The sequence below is a fragment of the Pseudomonas sp. UBA6315 genome (assembly GCF_002438125.1).
GTDB classification, from domain to species: Bacteria; Pseudomonadota; Gammaproteobacteria; order Pseudomonadales; family Pseudomonadaceae; genus Aquipseudomonas; species Aquipseudomonas faucium.
In genome coordinates, this window is the sequence record NZ_DJTF01000039.1 from 1 (window position 1) to 15,869 (window position 15,869).

Annotated in this window: 16 protein-coding genes; 13 read left to right on the forward strand and 3 right to left on the reverse strand. The window is 63.6% G+C overall.

Features of this window, described 5'->3' with window-relative positions; genetic code table 11:
- The 3 genes from eno to ispD all read left to right on the forward strand — a co-directional run.
- Positions 1 to 728 (forward strand): phosphopyruvate hydratase (gene eno / locus B3E94_RS04825; RefSeq protein ID WP_414708133.1); only part of this gene is annotated, 728 nt, incomplete at its 5' end.
- A gap of 162 nt (positions 729 to 890) precedes the next feature.
- Positions 891 to 1,172, forward strand: a complete 282-nt coding sequence (ftsB, locus tag B3E94_RS04830) for a cell division protein FtsB (protein WP_023534037.1) — start codon at positions 891 to 893, stop codon at positions 1,170 to 1,172.
- The gene (ispD, locus tag B3E94_RS04835; protein WP_286912530.1) at positions 1,169 to 1,876 is read left to right on the forward strand and encodes a 2-C-methyl-D-erythritol 4-phosphate cytidylyltransferase; all 708 of its coding nucleotides are present in this window, start codon (positions 1,169 to 1,171) and stop codon (positions 1,874 to 1,876) included. Before ftsB ends, ispD begins: the two co-directional genes overlap by 4 nt.
- Before the next feature lie 115 nt (positions 1,877 to 1,991).
- Here the strand turns inward: ispD and B3E94_RS04840 are convergent, their stop codons facing one another.
- The gene (locus tag B3E94_RS04840; RefSeq protein WP_176513498.1) at positions 1,992 to 2,888 is read right to left on the reverse strand and encodes a LysR substrate-binding domain-containing protein; all 897 of its coding nucleotides are present in this window, start codon (positions 2,886 to 2,888) and stop codon (positions 1,992 to 1,994) included.
- Between the two features lie 106 nt (positions 2,889 to 2,994).
- Between B3E94_RS04840 and B3E94_RS04845 the strand changes: the two genes are divergently transcribed.
- The 8 genes from B3E94_RS04845 to rpoS all read left to right on the forward strand — a co-directional run bounded on the left by B3E94_RS04845 (position 2,995) and on the right by rpoS (position 10,163).
- Positions 2,995 to 4,107, forward strand: a complete 1,113-nt coding sequence (locus B3E94_RS04845; RefSeq protein ID WP_286912532.1) for an S-(hydroxymethyl)glutathione dehydrogenase/class III alcohol dehydrogenase — start codon at positions 2,995 to 2,997, stop codon at positions 4,105 to 4,107.
- 8 nt (positions 4,108 to 4,115) lie between these two features.
- Positions 4,116 to 4,970, forward strand: coding sequence for an S-formylglutathione hydrolase (fghA, locus tag B3E94_RS04850; protein ID WP_286912533.1), 855 nt, complete (start codon positions 4,116 to 4,118; stop codon positions 4,968 to 4,970).
- A 75-nt stretch (positions 4,971 to 5,045) separates the two neighbouring features.
- On the forward strand, positions 5,046 to 5,519 hold the full coding sequence (gene ispF / locus B3E94_RS04855) for a 2-C-methyl-D-erythritol 2,4-cyclodiphosphate synthase (protein WP_236237813.1): 474 nt from the start codon (positions 5,046 to 5,048) through the stop codon (positions 5,517 to 5,519).
- Entirely contained in the window at positions 5,516 to 6,574 is a 1,059-nt protein-coding gene (gene truD, locus B3E94_RS04860; protein WP_286912535.1) for a tRNA pseudouridine(13) synthase TruD, read from the forward strand. Before ispF ends, truD begins: the two co-directional genes overlap by 4 nt.
- A complete protein-coding gene (gene surE, locus B3E94_RS04865) occupies positions 6,562 to 7,311 on the forward strand; it encodes a 5'/3'-nucleotidase SurE (protein WP_286912536.1) in 750 nt (249 codons plus the stop codon). The genes truD and surE overlap by 13 nt, the downstream gene beginning before the upstream one ends.
- Positions 7,312 to 7,349: 38 nt before the next feature.
- Positions 7,350 to 7,988, forward strand: coding sequence for a protein-L-isoaspartate(D-aspartate) O-methyltransferase (locus B3E94_RS04870; RefSeq protein ID WP_176513697.1), 639 nt, complete (start codon positions 7,350 to 7,352; stop codon positions 7,986 to 7,988).
- 194 nt (positions 7,989 to 8,182) lie between these two features.
- Positions 8,183 to 9,046 carry a peptidoglycan DD-metalloendopeptidase family protein gene (locus B3E94_RS04875; protein ID WP_176513694.1) on the forward strand — a complete coding sequence of 288 codons (864 nt, stop codon included), beginning with the start codon at positions 8,183 to 8,185 and terminating at the stop codon, positions 9,044 to 9,046.
- 109 nt (positions 9,047 to 9,155) lie between these two features.
- The gene (rpoS, locus tag B3E94_RS04880) at positions 9,156 to 10,163 is read left to right on the forward strand and encodes an RNA polymerase sigma factor RpoS (RefSeq protein WP_012315872.1); all 1,008 of its coding nucleotides are present in this window, start codon (positions 9,156 to 9,158) and stop codon (positions 10,161 to 10,163) included.
- Between the two features lie 503 nt (positions 10,164 to 10,666).
- On the opposite strand, the gene fdxA is transcribed toward rpoS, so the two are convergent.
- Together fdxA and mutS are read right to left on the reverse strand one after the other, a co-directional pair.
- Positions 10,667 to 10,990, reverse strand: coding sequence for a ferredoxin FdxA (fdxA, locus tag B3E94_RS04885; protein WP_003252355.1), 324 nt, complete (start codon positions 10,988 to 10,990; stop codon positions 10,667 to 10,669).
- A gap of 140 nt (positions 10,991 to 11,130) precedes the next feature.
- Positions 11,131 to 13,704 (reverse strand): DNA mismatch repair protein MutS, encoded by a 2,574-nt coding sequence (gene mutS / locus B3E94_RS04890; RefSeq protein ID WP_286912538.1) that lies wholly within the window; start codon positions 13,702 to 13,704, stop codon positions 11,131 to 11,133.
- 170 nt (positions 13,705 to 13,874) lie between these two features.
- Between mutS and B3E94_RS04895 the strand changes: the two genes are divergently transcribed.
- The gene (locus B3E94_RS04895; protein WP_286912540.1) at positions 13,875 to 14,942 is read left to right on the forward strand and encodes a hypothetical protein; all 1,068 of its coding nucleotides are present in this window, start codon (positions 13,875 to 13,877) and stop codon (positions 14,940 to 14,942) included.
- A 47-nt stretch (positions 14,943 to 14,989) separates the two neighbouring features.
- Positions 14,990 to 15,727 carry a LexA family transcriptional regulator gene (locus B3E94_RS04900; protein WP_236236637.1) on the forward strand — a complete coding sequence of 246 codons (738 nt, stop codon included), beginning with the start codon at positions 14,990 to 14,992 and terminating at the stop codon, positions 15,725 to 15,727.
- Positions 15,728 to 15,869: the final 142 nt, after the last annotated feature.

Genomic DNA, 15,869 nt, shown 5'->3' on the forward strand with positions numbered 1-15,869 from the left:
AAATCTTCCACCACCTCAAAGCCGTGCTCAAGGCCCGTGGCCTGAACACTGCCGTAGGTGACGAAGGTGGCTTCGCCCCGAACCTGGCTTCCAACGAAGACGCCCTGGGCGCCATCGCCGAAGCGGTCGAGAAATCCGGTTACAAGCTGGGCACCGACGTGACCCTGGCGCTGGACTGCGCGGCTTCCGAATTCTATGAAGACGGCAAGTACAACCTGTCCGGTGAAGGCAAGTCGTTCGACGCCGAAGGCTTCGCCGACTACCTCAAGGGCCTGACCGAGCGCTTCCCGATCATCTCGATCGAAGACGGCCTGGACGAGTCCGACTGGGCTGGCTGGAAGATCCTGACCGACAAGATCGGTGAAAAGGTGCAGCTGGTCGGTGACGACCTGTTCGTGACCAACACCAAGATCCTCAAGGAAGGCATCGAGAAGGGCATCGGTAACTCGATCCTGATCAAGTTCAACCAGATCGGCTCGCTGACCGAAACCCTGGAAGCCATCCAGATGGCCAAGGCTGCTGGCTACACCGCGGTGATTTCGCACCGTTCCGGTGAAACCGAAGACTCGACCATCGCCGACCTGGCCGTGGGTACCGCTGCCGGCCAGATCAAGACTGGCTCGCTGTGCCGCTCCGACCGCGTCTCCAAGTACAACCAGCTGCTGCGCATCGAAGAGCAACTGGGCGCCAAAGCGGTTTACCGTGGTCGTGCCGAGTTTCGCGGCTAAGCAAGAGATGGTAAAAAGACAGCAGCCGGGGCTGTCGGAACTTTCGTGCTGAAATTTCCGACGCTTCATGCGGGTTTCTGTCAACGAAGCCTGGCCTCGGCCAGGCTTCGTGCTATTTGAGACCTGCCCCGGTGCGGCGGTCTTTTTAACCTGGATACCTTGATGCGCAGTCCCTATTGGTTGTTCCTTGTCCTGCTCCTGCTGCTCGGTGGCCTGCAGTACCGCCTTTGGGTGGGTAACGGCAGCCTGGCGCAAGTGGCAGAGCTCAAGCAGCAGATCGACGAGCAGCACGCCGAGAACGAGCGGCTGCTGGAGCGTAACCGCGTGCTCGACGCCGAGGTGCTGGAGCTGAAGAAAGGTATGGAGACCGTGGAAGAACGGGCTCGTCATGAACTGGGAATGGTCAAAGAGGGCGAAACCCTCTTCCAGCTGCCGCAAAAATGAATGAAACGCTACCGGCCTTCTGGGCCGTGATTCCTGCTGCGGGCATTGGTGCCCGCATGGCTGCCGACCGCCCGAAGCAATACTTGCAACTGGCGGGGCAGACGCTTCTCGAGCATAGCCTCGACTGTTTTCTTGGCCATCCCACGCTCAAGGGGGTGGTGGTCAGCGTGGCCACGGATGACCCGTACTGGCCGGGCTTGCGCTGTGCCAGCGACCCGCGCATCCAGCGCGCCCCGGGCGGGCGCGAGCGCGCCGATTCGGTACTCAATGCCTTGTTGCTGCTGCATGCCCAGGGCGCAGCGGACAGCGACTGGGTGCTGGTGCACGATGCGGCGCGGCCGAACCTGGCGCGCACCGACCTGGACCGCCTGTTGTCGGAACTGGCGGATGACCCTGTAGGCGGCCTGCTGGCCGTGCCTGCGCGCGATACCCTCAAGCGCGCGGATGCCCATGGCCGGGTCAGCGCCACCGTCGACCGCAGCACCATCTGGCAGGCCTACACGCCGCAGATGTTCCGCCTGGGTGCCTTGCACCGGGCCTTGGCCGAGTGCCTGGTGTCCGAGGTGGTGGTGACCGACGAGGCGTCCGCCATCGAATGGTCCGGCCAGGCGCCGCGCTTGATCGAAGGGCGCAGCGACAACATCAAGGTGACCCGCCCTGAAGACCTGGAGTGGTTGCGCCAGCGGTGGGCTGGGCGCCATTAGAAGCCCCATCGCCGGCAAGCCGGCTCCCACAGATAGAGTGCTGCCTTCGAGCCTGTGCCGACCTTGTGGGAGCCGGCTTGCCGGCGATTGGGCCGCCAAGCGGCCCCGGCAGAGATCAGCCCCCCCGATACTCCGGCAACCCCGCCAACCCTTCCTTCAAGTAGTCCACCAACCGCCGCACCTTCGGCGACAGATGCCGCTGCTGCGGATACAACGCCCACACCGCCGTATTCGGCGGCTGATGCGCCTCCAGCAGCGACACCAAGGCGCCACTGTGCAGATGCTCCAGCACGTAATAGTCCGGCAACTGGCACAGCCCCATCCCCAGCAACGCCGCATCCAGCACCGCCTGCCCGCTGTTGCAGCGCCAGTTGCCCTGCACCCGCTGACTGATCTCGCGCCCATCCTGCTGCAGTGCCCACAAATCCGAACTGCCCACCAGGCAGTTGTGCCGCGCCAGCTCCGACAGGCTGTGCGGCCTGCCATAGCGTTCCAGATAGCCCGGCGAGGCGCACAGGTACATGCGCCGCGGCGCCAGGCGGGTAGCCACCAGCCGTGAGTCGGCCAGGCGGCCCAGGCGGATGGCCAGGTCCATGCCTTCGTGCAGCAGATCAAGGGTGCGATTGCTCAGTTCCACTTCCACCCGCAACTGCGGGTACAGGGCCATGAAGCGGGTCACCAGCGGCACGATGAAGCGCTCGCCATAGGCCACCGCGCAGGTCATGCGCAGCAACCCCTTGGGCTCGCTGGCCAGGTCGCCCATGGCCCGCATGGCCTCCTCGCGGCCGTCCTGCAGGCGTTGGCAGTGCTGCAAAAAGGTCTGCCCGGCTTCGCTCAGGGTCACCCGCCGGGTGCTGCGGTACAGCAACCGCGTCTGCAAGCGTTCTTCCAGGCGGGCGATCTGCCGGCTGATGTGCGACGACGACACGCCCAGGCGCTCGGCCGCCGCGGTGAACTGGCCCGACTCGGCCACGGCGACGAATTCGTCGATGCCTTCCCAGCGGCTGCTCATTGATTATCCCTACATGGCAATAATGTTTTGTCTTTGCCTGGATTATTCATCAAAACAGCATGAATTACACTGCAGGACTGAACCGACCCCCTGCCTGGAGATCCCCATGATCAAGTCCCGCGCCGCCGTTGCCTTCGAGGCCAAGAAACCCCTGGAAATCGTCGAAGTGGACGTGGCCATGCCCAAGGCTGGCGAAGTGCTGCTGCGCGTGGTCGCCAGCGGCGTCTGCCATACCGACGCCTACACCCTGTCGGGCGCCGACCCAGAGGGCATCTTCCCGTCGATCCTCGGCCATGAAGGTGGCGCGATCGTCGAGGCCGTGGGCGAGGGCGTCACTTCGGTGGCGGTTGGCGACCACGTCATCCCGCTGTACACCCCCGAGTGCGGCCAGTGCAAATTCTGCCGTTCCGGCAAGACCAACCTGTGCCAGGCCATCCGCGCCACCCAGGGCAAGGGCCTGATGCCGGACGGCACCACGCGCTTCTCTTACAAAGGCCAGCAGCTGTTCCATTACATGGGCACCTCGACCTTCTCCGAGTACACCGTGCTGCCGGAAATCTCCGTGGCCAAGATCCAGAAGGAAGCCCCGCTGGAGAAGGTTTGCCTGCTTGGTTGCGGCGTCACCACCGGTATCGGCGCGGTGCTCAATACCGCCAAGGTCAAGCCGGGTGACACCGTGGCCATCTTCGGTCTGGGTGGCATCGGCCTGTCGGCGGTGATCGGCGCGGTCAAGGCCAAGGCCTCGCGCATCATCGCCATCGACATCAACCCGGCCAAGTTCGAGATCGCCCGCCAGCTGGGCGCCACCGACTGCATCAACCCGAAAGACTACGACCGCCCGATCCAGGAAGTGATCGTCGACCTCACCGACGGCGGCGTGGACTTCTCCTTCGAGTGCATCGGCAACGTGCAACTGATGCGTGCGGCCCTGGAGTGCTGCCACAAGGGCTGGGGCGAGTCGGTGATCATTGGCGTCGCCGGTGCCGGCCAGGAAATCTCCACCCGTCCGTTCCAGCTGGTCACCGGCCGCGTCTGGCGTGGTTCGGCCTTCGGCGGCGTGCGTGGGCGCAGCGAGCTGCCAAGCTACGTGGAAATGTCCGAGAAGGGCGAGATCCCGCTGGATACCTTCATCACCCACACCATGGGCCTGGAAGACATCAACAAAGCCTTCGACCTGATGCACGAAGGCAAGAGCATCCGCAGCGTGATCCACTTCTGAGGTGCGACATGAGCCTGGATAACATTTCCTGCCAGAAGAGCTTCGGCGGCTGGCACAAGCGTTACCGGCATCACTCCAAGGTGCTGGGTTGCGACATGGTGTTCGCCGTCTACCTGCCGCCGCAGGCGGAGCTGGGCGAAAAGCTGCCGGTGCTGTACTGGCTCAGTGGCCTGACCTGCACCGACGAGAACTTCATGCAGAAGGCCGGCGCCCAGCGCCTGGCCGCCGAGCTTGGGCTGATCATCGTGGCGCCCGACACCAGCCCGCGCGGCGAGCAGGTGCCGGGCGACCCGGACGGCGCCTGGGACTTCGGCCTTGGGGCAGGCTTCTACCTCAACGCCACCCAGCAACCCTGGGCGCAGCACTACCGCATGCACGACTACGTGGTGCAGGAGCTGCCGACTCTGATCGAGGCGCACTTCCCGGCCTCCGAACAGCGCAGCATCAGCGGCCATTCGATGGGTGGCCATGGCGCGCTGGTGTGCGCCTTGCGCAACCCTGGGCGCTATCGCTCGGTGTCGGCGTTTTCGCCGATCAGCAACCCCATGGACTGCCCCTGGGGCGAGAAGGCCTTCAGCCGCTACCTGGGTGAAGACCGAGCGCGCTGGCGCGAGTGGGATGCCAGTGTGCTGCTGGCCGAAACCCCGGCGGGCGCGTGCCCGCCGATGCTGGTGGACCAGGGCGACCGGGATGATTTCCTGGAGAAGCAGCTCAAGCCTGAGGCGCTGGAGCAGGCGGCTCGTAAAGGGGGGCATGAACTGACCCTGCGCCTGCAGCCTGGCTATGACCACAGCTACTACTTCATCGCCAGCTTCATCGACGAGCACCTGCGCCATCATGCAGTGGCACTGGGACGGGTGTAGCGCCCGGCCCAAAAGCCGCCCAACCGCCTGCAAAGCAGGTAGAATCACGCCCTGACTCAATCAGGGCGTTTTTCTATGCGTATTGGCCACGGCTACGATGTGCACCGTTTCTGCGACGGTGATTTCATTACCCTGGGTGGGGTGCGTATCCCCCACAAATACGGCCTCCTGGCCCATTCCGACGGCGACGTGCTGCTGCACGCCCTGAGCGATGCCTTGCTTGGCGCTGCGGCGCTGGGTGATATCGGCAAGCATTTCCCCGACACCGACCCACAGTTCAAGGGCGCCGACAGCCGCGCGCTGCTGCGTCACGTGGTCGCCATCGTCAAGGCCAAGGGCTGGAAAGTCGGCAACGTCGACGCCACCATCGTCGCCCAGGCACCCAAGATGGCCCCGCATATCGAAACCATGCGCCAGCTGATCGCCGAAGACCTGCACGTGGAGCTCGACCAGGTCAACGTCAAGGCCACCACCACCGAGAAGCTCGGCTTTACCGGCCGCGAGGAGGGCATTGCCGTGCATTCGGTCGCCCTGCTGCTGCCAGCATGACCGAACTGCAACTGCTGGGCCCGCGCGCATCGGGCCAATCCCTCGGCACCGCAGTACTCAAGGCGGTGGCGGAAGACTTCCAGGTCGACGAGGTGCTGGACATCCCCTTGTCCGGCCAGGGCGAGCACCTGTGGCTGTGGGTCGAGAAGCGTGACCTGAACACCGAAGAAGCGGCCCGGCGCCTGGCACGTGCCGCAGGCGTGCCGGTGCGTTCGATCAGCTACGCCGGCCTCAAGGACCGCCAGGCCCTGACCCGCCAGTGGTTCAGCCTGCACCTGCCGGGCAAGGCCGACCCCGACCTGTCACGTGCCGAAGACGACACCCTGCGCGTGCTCAAGCAGGTGCGCCACCAGCGCAAGCTGCAGCGCGGCGCCCATTCGGCCAATGGCTTCACCCTGCGCCTGACCGCGCTGGCGGCTGATCGCCAGGCCCTCGATGCACGCCTGGAGCTGCTCAAGCAGCACGGCGTGCCGAACTATTTTGGCAGCCAGCGTTTCGGCCATGGCGGCGGCAACGTCCACGATGCCCAGGACTGGGCGGCGCGCAAGGCCCTGCCAGAGCAGCGCAACGTGCGCTCGCGCCTGCTGTCGGCGGCGCGCAGCTATGTGTTCAACCAGGTGCTGGCGGCGCGTGTTGCCGATGGCAGCTGGCAGCGTGCGCAGGTCGGTGACCTGCTGGCATTCACCGACAGTCGTAGTTTCTTTCCGGCAGGCGAAGCGGAATGTTCCGACCCGCGCCTGGCCATTCTCGACTTGCACCCGACCGGCCCGATGTGGGGCGAAGGGCCTTCGCCCGCCGCTGGCGTTGCGGCTGCGCTGGAGTCGGCTGTCGCCGAGCAGCACCCTGCGCTGTGCCAATGGCTGGCGAATGCGGGCATGAGTCACGAACGGCGAATCCTGCGGCTCCCTATTGGCGGCCTTACGTGGCATTATCCCGAGCCTGATATCCTGCAACTGGAATTCGTCCTTCCGGCCGGATGCTTCGCCACCGTGGTGGTGCGCGAGCTTGTCGATCTGGTGCCGGCAGGGCAGACGGACAGCCCATGCGTATTCTGATTTCGAATGACGACGGTGTTACGGCACCAGGCCTCGCCGCACTTCATGGTGCGCTGGCGGATTATGCCGAGTGCGTGGTAATCGCCCCGGATCAAGACAAGAGCGGCGCCGGCAGTTCGCTGACGCTGGACCGGCCGCTGCACCCGCAAACCTTGGCCAATGGCTTCATCAGCCTCAATGGCACGCCCACCGACTGCGTGCACCTGGGGCTCAACGGCTTGCTGCCGGACCCCCCGGACATGGTGGTTTCGGGCATCAACCTGGGCGCCAACCTGGGCGATGACGTGATTTATTCCGGCACGGTCGCCGCCGCCCTGGAAGGCCGCTTCCTGGGGGGCACGTCGCTGGCGTTCTCGCTGTTGTCGCGCCTGCCCGACAACCTGCCGACCGCGGCCTTCATCGCCCGCCGGCTGGTGGAGGCGCAATCGCGCCTGGAGCTGCCGCCGCGCACCGTGCTCAACGTCAACATCCCCAACCTGCCGTTGGAGCACATCCGTGGCATCCAGGTCACTCGCCTCGGTCATCGGGCGCGGGCGGCGGCGCCGACCAAGGTGGTCAACCCGCGCGGCAAGGAAGGCTACTGGATTGCCGTGGCCGGCGATGCCGAGGATGGCGGGCCTGGCACCGACTTCCATGCGGTGATGCAAGGCTACGTGTCGATCACCCCCCTGCAGCTGGACCGCACCTTCAACGATGCCTTCGAGCAGTTGCACGGTTGGCTGGAGGGCCTGCTCTGATGCGCGAACAGGACGATCTGCAGCGTCGTGGTATCGGCATGACCTCCCAGCGTACCCGGGAGCGCCTGATCCAGCGCCTGAGCGAGGAAGGCGTGGCCAACCCCAAGGTGCTCGATGTGATTCGACGCACCCCGCGCCACCTGTTCGTCGATGAGGCACTGGCCCATCGCGCCTACGAAGACACCGCATTGCCGATCGGGCACAACCAGACCATCTCCCAGCCGTTCATGGTCGCGCACATGAGCGAGCTGCTGCTGGAGGCCGGGCCGCTGGACAAGGTGCTGGAGATCGGCACGGGGTCCGGTTACCAGACTGCGATCCTGGCCCAGCTGGTGGAGCGGGTGTTCTCGGTCGAGCGGATCAAGGTGCTGCAGGACCGGGCCAAGGAGCGCCTGGTCGAGCTCAACCTGCGCAACGTGGTGTTCCGCTGGGGCGACGGTTGCGATGGCTGGCAGGCGCTGGCGCCCTACAACGGCATCATCGTCACCGCAGTGGCGCCGGAGGTGCCGCAGGCGTTGCTCGATCAACTGGCCCCGGGTGGGCGCATGGTGATCCCGGTGGGGCCGGCTGGCGAGGTGCAGCAACTGATGCTGATCGTCCGTGAGGAGCACGGTTTCTCCCGGCGCGTGCTGGGTGCGGTGCGCTTCGTGCCGCTGCTCAACGGCCCGCTGGCCTGACCTGGGCGGAATATTTCCAGCGGCGACGAATTCTTGCCGTTTCGCCCTGTCTATCTGGCGGGGTACGCCAGTGCCGCAGCGGTTCGGTGTGGCCTATGCAGCTCGCCTCACAGAGACGGCGGGCTCGGTTATAATTGCAACAATATTGCATTTCTTGTCGTTTTATCGATTTCGGCACCATGAGGGGAGCGCGGGTGGGGCACACAGTCATTCGGCAGCGCAAGGATCGGTCGGGTTACAAGCTTCTGGTGATTGCTCTGGCCATGGGCACCCTGCTGACAGGTTGCTCGAGCACCGGCTCGAGTGGCGCGCGCGTGGTCGACCGCAGCAACCCTACTGTGGCGCCCAAGCGGCCAACCGTGACCTCTGGCCAGTACACCGTGAAGCCGGGCGACACCTTGTTCTCCATCGCCTTCCGCTATGGCTGGGACTACAAGGAGCTGGCCGCACGCAACGGCATCCCCGCGCCGTACACCATCCGCCCCGGTCAGGCGATTCGCTTCAACAGCGCCTCCACAGGCACCACCACGGTGGTCTCCAGTCCGTCATCGTCGAGCAAGACAACGGTCATTCGTCGGCCTGTCGGCGCGCCTATCACCCCTCCCGCCAGTGGCGTAAAGCCGGCGCCAACAACCCCCGCCACGCCTACTCCGGTGGTTACCACGGTGCCCGCTGCAGAGCGCGCCGTAGGCGGCTGGACGTGGCCCGCCAATGGCGTGCTGATTGGAAAATTCGCTTCAAACGGTAGTTTGAATAAAGGCATTGATATCGCCGGTGATTTGGGACAGCCTGTTTTTGCTGCGTCTGATGGTGCGGTGGTCTACGCCGGGAGTGGCTTGAGGGGCTACGGCGAGCTGATCATCATCAAGCATAGCGACACCTACGTCAGTGCCTACGGTCACAACCGCAGGCTGTTGGTTCGGGAGGGGCAGCAGGTCAAGGCAGGGCAGTCGATTGCTGAAATGGGGTCTACGGGCACTGATCGGGTGAAGCTGCATTTCGAGATTCGCCGCCAGGGCAAACCCGTCGATCCGCTCCAGTTCCTGCCACGTCGTTGACCGTTGTACCCGGCCTGTTCCTGTGATGTAGAGGGGACAGGCTCCAGCGCTGCCAGGGATCCAGGCGTCGCTCGAGTCTGAGTTCGAACTCAGCAAAGGGACTATAACAATGGCTCTCAATAAAGAAGCGCCGGAGTTTGACATCGACGATGACGTCCTCCTGATGGAGACGGGCATCGTTTTGGAAACGGATGTGGTGTCAGACGAACCTGCTGTACCGTCGGTTCGGACCAGGGCCAAATCAGGCTCTACGCTCAAGCAACACAAGTACATCGATTACAGCCGGGCGCTCGACGCCACCCAGTTGTATCTCAACGAGATTGGTTTCTCGCCTCTGCTTTCGCCGGAAGAGGAAGTGCACTTTGCGCGCCTGTCGCAAAAGGGCGACCCCGCCGGCCGCAAGCGCATGATCGAAAGCAACCTGCGCCTGGTTGTGAAAATTGCCCGTCGTTACGTGAACCGCGGCTTGTCGTTGCTCGACCTGATCGAGGAGGGCAACCTGGGGCTGATCCGCGCGGTCGAGAAGTTCGACCCGGAGCGTGGCTTCCGGTTCTCGACCTATGCGACCTGGTGGATTCGCCAGACCATCGAGCGGGCGATCATGAACCAGACCCGCACCATCCGCCTGCCGATCCACGTGGTCAAGGAGCTCAACGTCTACCTGCGTGCCGCGCGGGAGCTGACCCAGAAGCTCGATCACGAACCCTCCCCGGAAGAAATCGCCACCCTGCTGGAAAAACCCGTTGCCGAGGTCAAGCGCATGCTCGGCCTCAACGAGCGGGTGTCTTCGGTGGACGTTTCCCTCGGGCCGGATTCGGACAAGACCCTGCTCGATACCCTGACCGACGATCGCCCAACCGACCCCTGCGAGCTGCTGCAGGACGACGACCTGTCGCAGAGCATCGACCAGTGGCTGGGTGAGCTGACCGACAAGCAGCGCGAGGTGGTGGTACGCCGCTTCGGCCTGCGTGGGCATGAGAGCAGCACCCTTGAAGACGTTGGCCTGGAAATCGGCCTGACCCGCGAGCGGGTGCGGCAGATTCAGGTTGAAGGGCTCAAGCGCTTGCGCGAGATCCTGGAGAAGAACGGGCTGTCCAGCGAGTCGCTGTTCCAGTAGCGGTATCCCCGAATGCAAAGCGCCCCGATGACCTCGGGGCGTTTTTGTTTGTGCGATTTCTTACCTGTGCCGGCACTCTCAGGTTTGCATGAATGTGTATCGCGCTACCGCAGATGCATTGCGTGTAAGCCTTTGCTTACTCGTGGTGTAAGCCATCCATGTAAGGAGTAGTAAATTATTGTCGTTTCCAAATCCCGCAAATTCGCAAATCATTGAAAATCATGATTTTTCTAGATTTGTGGAAATGTGTCCCCGGTAATTTCTTGTGAGGTATCGCAGTTGCCTGCGTCACGGAAGTCGCTAGTATTCGAACTGTGCACACGGACACGCACAGGCTTTCAGGATGAAGGCCAAGGACATCGCAAGAAGCGATTTCATCAGGAAGATGTTTGGGACAAGCAGGGACTACGGAAAAAATGTGGGCGGGTCAAACCGCCCCTTTTTTTTTGCCCGCGCAAAATGAAAAAAGGCCCGTTGCGGGCCTTTTTCGTACCTGGGCGCTATCAGCGCTCCAAGTCGGCAATCTTGCCTGGCTTGCCATCCCACTCTTCAGCGTCGGGCAGGGCATCCTTACGCTCGGTGATGTTCGGCCAGATTTCCGCCAGCTCGGCATTGAGCTCGATGAAGTTTTCCATGCCCGAAGGCACTTCGTCTTCCGAGAAGATCGCTTGGGCCGGGCATTCAGGCTCGCACAGTGCACAGTCGATGCACTCGTCCGGGTGAATCACCAGGAAGTTCGGGCCTTCGTAGAAGCAGTCCACCGGACAGACTTCCACGCAGTCGGTGTATTTGCATTTGATGCAGTTGTCGGTGACGACGAAGGTCATTTCTAGTTTTCTCCTCAGGCGACGGCGGCGGCCCTTCCTCTCAGGGCCGCGCGGTTTACGGGTACATGGCTGCAGGCCAGGCTAATAACCTGCAGCACCAGCAAACCGCGGCGGATTCTACCAGCTTGTAGTGGGCGCCGTTATAACAGGTTCTTTAGTTGATATAGCATTTCGATAGCTTGGCGCGGGGTCATGTCATCCAGGTCCAGCTTGCCCAGCTTCTCGATGGCCGGGTGCGGCAGGCTGGCGAACAGGTCGCTCTGGTGCGGGACATGGGGTTCGCCCTGGGTCTTGCTTGAGACCACCGGCTGCGCCGGCAGGCTGCTGGTTTCCAGGCGGCCCAGGTGCTCGCGGGCACGCTGGATCACTGGCGTCGGCACACCTGCCAGCTGCGCCACGGCCAGGCCGTAGCTCTGGCTGGCAGGGCCAGGCAGCACATGGTGCAGGAACACGATGCGCTCGTTGTGCTCGGTGGCGTTCAGGTGCACGTTGGCTACCAGCGGCTCGTTCTCCGGCAGCACGGTCAGCTCGAAATAGTGGGTGGCGAACAGCGTGTAGGCACGCAGTTGCGCCAGGCGCTCGGCAGCGGCCCAGGCCAGCGACAGGCCGTCGAAGGTGCTGGTGCCGCGGCCCACTTCATCCATCAGCACCAGGCTGCGGTCGGTGGCGTTGTGCAGGATGTTGGCGGTTTCGCTCATCTCGACCATGAAGGTCGAACGCCCGCCGGCCAGGTCGTCGCTTGAGCCGATGCGGGTGAAGATGCGGTCGACCAGCGACAGCTCGCAGCTGGCCGCCGGGACGAAGCTGCCGATATGCGCCATCAGCACGATCAGTGCGGTCTGGCGCATGTAGGTGGATTTACCGCCCATGTTCGGGCCGGTGATGATCAGCATGCGCGTGCTGTTGTCCAGGCCCAGGTCGTTGGCCACGAACGGCGTGGTCAGCACCTGCTCGACCACCGGGTGGCGGCCTTGGTCGATGCGCAGGCAAGGCTCGTCGACAAAGCGCGGGCAGTTCAGGTCGAGGGTCAGCGCACGCTCGGCCAGGTTGCTCAGCACATCCAGCTCGGCCAATGCCGCGGCGCTGTCCTGCAGCGGTGCGAGGTGGCTGATCAGGGTTTCCAGCAGCGCGTCATAGAGCATCTTCTCGCGGGCCAGGGCGCGGCTCTTGGCCGACAGTGCCTTGTCCTCGAAGGCCTTGAGTTCCGGCGTGATGAAGCGCTCGGCGCCCTTGAGGGTCTGGCGGCGAATGTAGTCGCCCGGCGCCTGTTCGGCCTGCTTGGTCGGCAGCTCGATGAAGTAGCCATGCACACGGTTGTAACCAACCTTCAGGTTGGCAAGGCCGGTGCGGGCTTTTTCGCGGGCTTCCAGGTCGATCAGGAACTGGCCGGCGTTCTCGCTGATCGCCAGCAACTCGTCCAGCTCGCTGTCATAGCCGGCCTTGAGCACGCCGCCATCACGGATGACGGCTGGCGGGTTGTCGATGATCGCCCGCTCCAGCAGGCTGGCCAGTTCCGGGTAGGTGCCGGTGATGGCTGCCAGGCGCGCCAGGTGCGGCGCCTCCAGCTCGGCCATGGCGTTCTGCAATTCAGGCAGGGCGCCGAGGGCATCGCGCAGGCGTGCCAGGTCGCGTGGGCGGGCGTTGCGCAGGCCGATACGGGCGAGGATTCGCTCGATATCGCCGATTTCCTTGAGCTGCGGTTGCAGTTTCTCGAAGCGGTAGCCATCGAGCAGGCAGCGGATCGAATCCTGGCGCGCCTGCAGCACCTTGGGGTCGCGCAGCGGGCGGTTCAGCCAGCGCGTCAACAGGCGGCTGGCCATGGCCGTCTGGCAGCGGTCGATCACCGATTGCAAGGTGTTGTCGCGCCCACCGGCCAGGTTGATGTCCAGCTCCAGGTTGCGGCGGCTGGCGCCGTCGAGGATCACCGTGTCATCGAGGCGCTCGTGGCGCAGGCTGCGCAGGTGGGGCAGGGCGGTGCGCTGGGTTTCCTTGGCGTAGGTCAGCAGGCAGCCGGCGGCGCCGATGGCCAGGGTCAGCTTGTCGCAGCCAAAGCCTTTGAGGTCCTTGGTCGCAAATTGCTGGCACAGGGCCTTGCGCGCCGAGTCGCGGTCGAAGTCCCAGGGCGCGCGGCGGCGTGCACCCGGGCGCTTTTCGGCCGGCAAGTCGCGCGGCCAGTCGTCGGGGATCAGCAGCTCGACCGGGTTCAGGCGCTCGAGCTCGGCCAGCAGGTTCTCCCAGCCCTTGATTTCCTGAACGCTGAAGTTGCCGCTGGTGATGTCCAGCACCGCCAGGCCGAACAGGCGCTCGTCACCCAGCAGCGCGGCAATCAGGTTGTCGCGGCGCTCGTCAAGCAACGCCTCGTCACTGACCGTACCGGGGGTGATGATGCGCACCACCTGGCGTTCGACCGGGCCCTTGCTGGTGGCCGGGTCGCCGATCTGCTCGCAGATCACCACCGACTCGCCAAGCTTGACCAGCTTGGCCAGATAGCCCTCCAGCGAATGGAACGGAATTCCGCACATGGGGATGGACTGGCCGGCCGACTGACCGCGCGCGGTCAGGGTGATATCCAGCAGTTTCGCGGCTTTTTTCGCATCTTCGTAGAAGATTTCGTAGAAGTCGCCCATGCGGTAGAACATCAGCTGGTCCGGGTGCTGGTTCTTCAGCTTCCAGTACTGCTGCATCATCGGGGTGTGTGCGGAAAGATCAGACATTCAGGGCCTTACAGCGGGTGATCTGGTTGGCGATTGTGAAACCGGCAATGGTACAGGCTTTTTCACCCAGATGCAGGCGGCGCAACCCGGCGTGCGGGCAATTGTGGTGATGCGTCAGGCACTCCATTACAATGCGCGCCCCTCGGCGAGCCCGCTCCAGCAGATGTGTGATGAAAGTGCACGGCAACCTTCCCTTCGTTAAGCAGCAGCTGATCTACCTTCTTTACGGCGAACGGCGCATCTATCAGCTGGAGGCCAAGTTCAGCATCCTGACGGCACTCGCCCGCAGCAAGCCAGGCGAGCTGCCCGTGATCCGGGTACTGACCGATCAGCCGCAGGCATTTGAGGGCTGGCCGGTGGAGGTGGTGGGGCTGGATGCTCAGCTGCTCGAAGGCTGGACTGGCACGGGCGGCTATACCCATCGGCGCAAGGCCTGTGCCATCGCCCATGCCTCCGGTTGGGCACAAAAGACCGTCTTCATCGACACCGACACCGTCTTCCTCAAAGCGCCGAGCAAGCTGTTCGAGCAGGTGGATGCCGGGCACTTTCTAGTCGATGAAGTCGAGATGAGCTGGGCCGAGGCGTCACAAAGCCCTTATTACGCAGGGTTTACCCGTGGCCTGACGCTGTCCGGCGAGGCGCCGGCCGACGACTTGCAGCTGTGCAACAGTGGCGTGCTGGGCTTTGCCCTGGAAAACGCCGCAGTTGCCGAGCGAGCGATCCAGCGCATCGACGCCTGGACCCACTATGCATCGGCCTTGCATACCATTGAACAAATTGCCTTTTCGTTCGAGTTGCACGGTACGCCGATCAACCAGGCGCGTGGCGTGATCAGCCATTACTTCGCGATGAAACAGTACATCCACGCCATCCTGGAGATCTTCTTCGGGCGATGTGGCGACCGCTTCGAGCCGCGCATGTGCCAGCAGGCCCTGAAGGTGCCGATGCAGCGCCCGGTACCTTCCAGGTTGGGGCGCCTTGCTGCGAAGTGGCGCCTCAAGCGTGTGCCGCCCGAACTGCGTGGCGTCGGGCGCAAGCTGCTGTACGGCAGCGCCATCGGTGGCAACGATTATCAACGGGCCTGCAAGGTGATCTGGTGGCGTTCGGCGATCGAGGAGATGCGTCAGCTCGACGCGCTCGATTGGTCGAACGATTGGCCAAAGGGCCTGCCGCGCCTCGGGCGGCAGGATGAACACGCGTTCAGCACGATCGCCCGCGAGAGCTTGAAGACGCACTGACCCGGCATGCGTTGCATTTCCTTAGGCATGCCTGCATTATGCACGCTATGCAAAAACGCAACGTAGCCACCGTACTCAGAGAACTGCTCGACCGCCACGGCCTGTCCCCGACGGAGCTGCACCGGCGCACGGGCGTCCCGCAATCCACCCTGTCGCGTATTCTCGGCGGCAAGATCATCGACCCGTCGGACAAGCACGTGTCGAAGATCGCCGACTACTTCGGCGTCAGCACCGAGCAATTGCGCGGCCGTGCCGAGCTTGGCCCGTCGCGCGAAGCCGCGCTGCCGGCGCACGGCCATGCGGAGCTTGACGACATCAGCCTGTGGGACGATGAAACCCCCGTCGAGGATGACGAGGTGTCGGTACCTTTCCTTCGCGAGGTCGAATTGGCAGCAGGATCAGGAAGATTCGTCATCGAAGAGAGCGAGCGTGCGCGCCTGCGCTTCGGCAAACGCAGCCTGCGCCACAACGGCGTGCAGTTCGACCAGGCCAAATGCGTGACGGTACGCGGCAACAGCATGCTCCCGGTGCTGCGCGATGGCGCCACGGTGGGCGTCAACACCGGCAAGTGCTCGATCGGTGACATCATCGACGGCGACCTTTATGCCATCAACCACAACGGCCAGTTGCGGGTGAAACAGGTCTACCGCCTGCCTACCGGCATTCGCCTGCGCAGCTTCAACCGGGATGAACACCCCGATGAGGACTACAGCTTCCAGCAGATGCAGGACGAGCAGATCAGCCTGCTCGGGCATGTGTTCTGGTGGGGGATGTACGCCCGCTGACACCTCCTCTCTGATGAAAACCCGCCTCGGCGGGTTTTTTTTCGCCTGCAGAAAAACCCTACAAGCCAGATCGTGCATGGCCTGCATGCATACGTGCAAAATTCAGCGCATAGAAGTTTTAAGAAATGCATTGACTGCATAT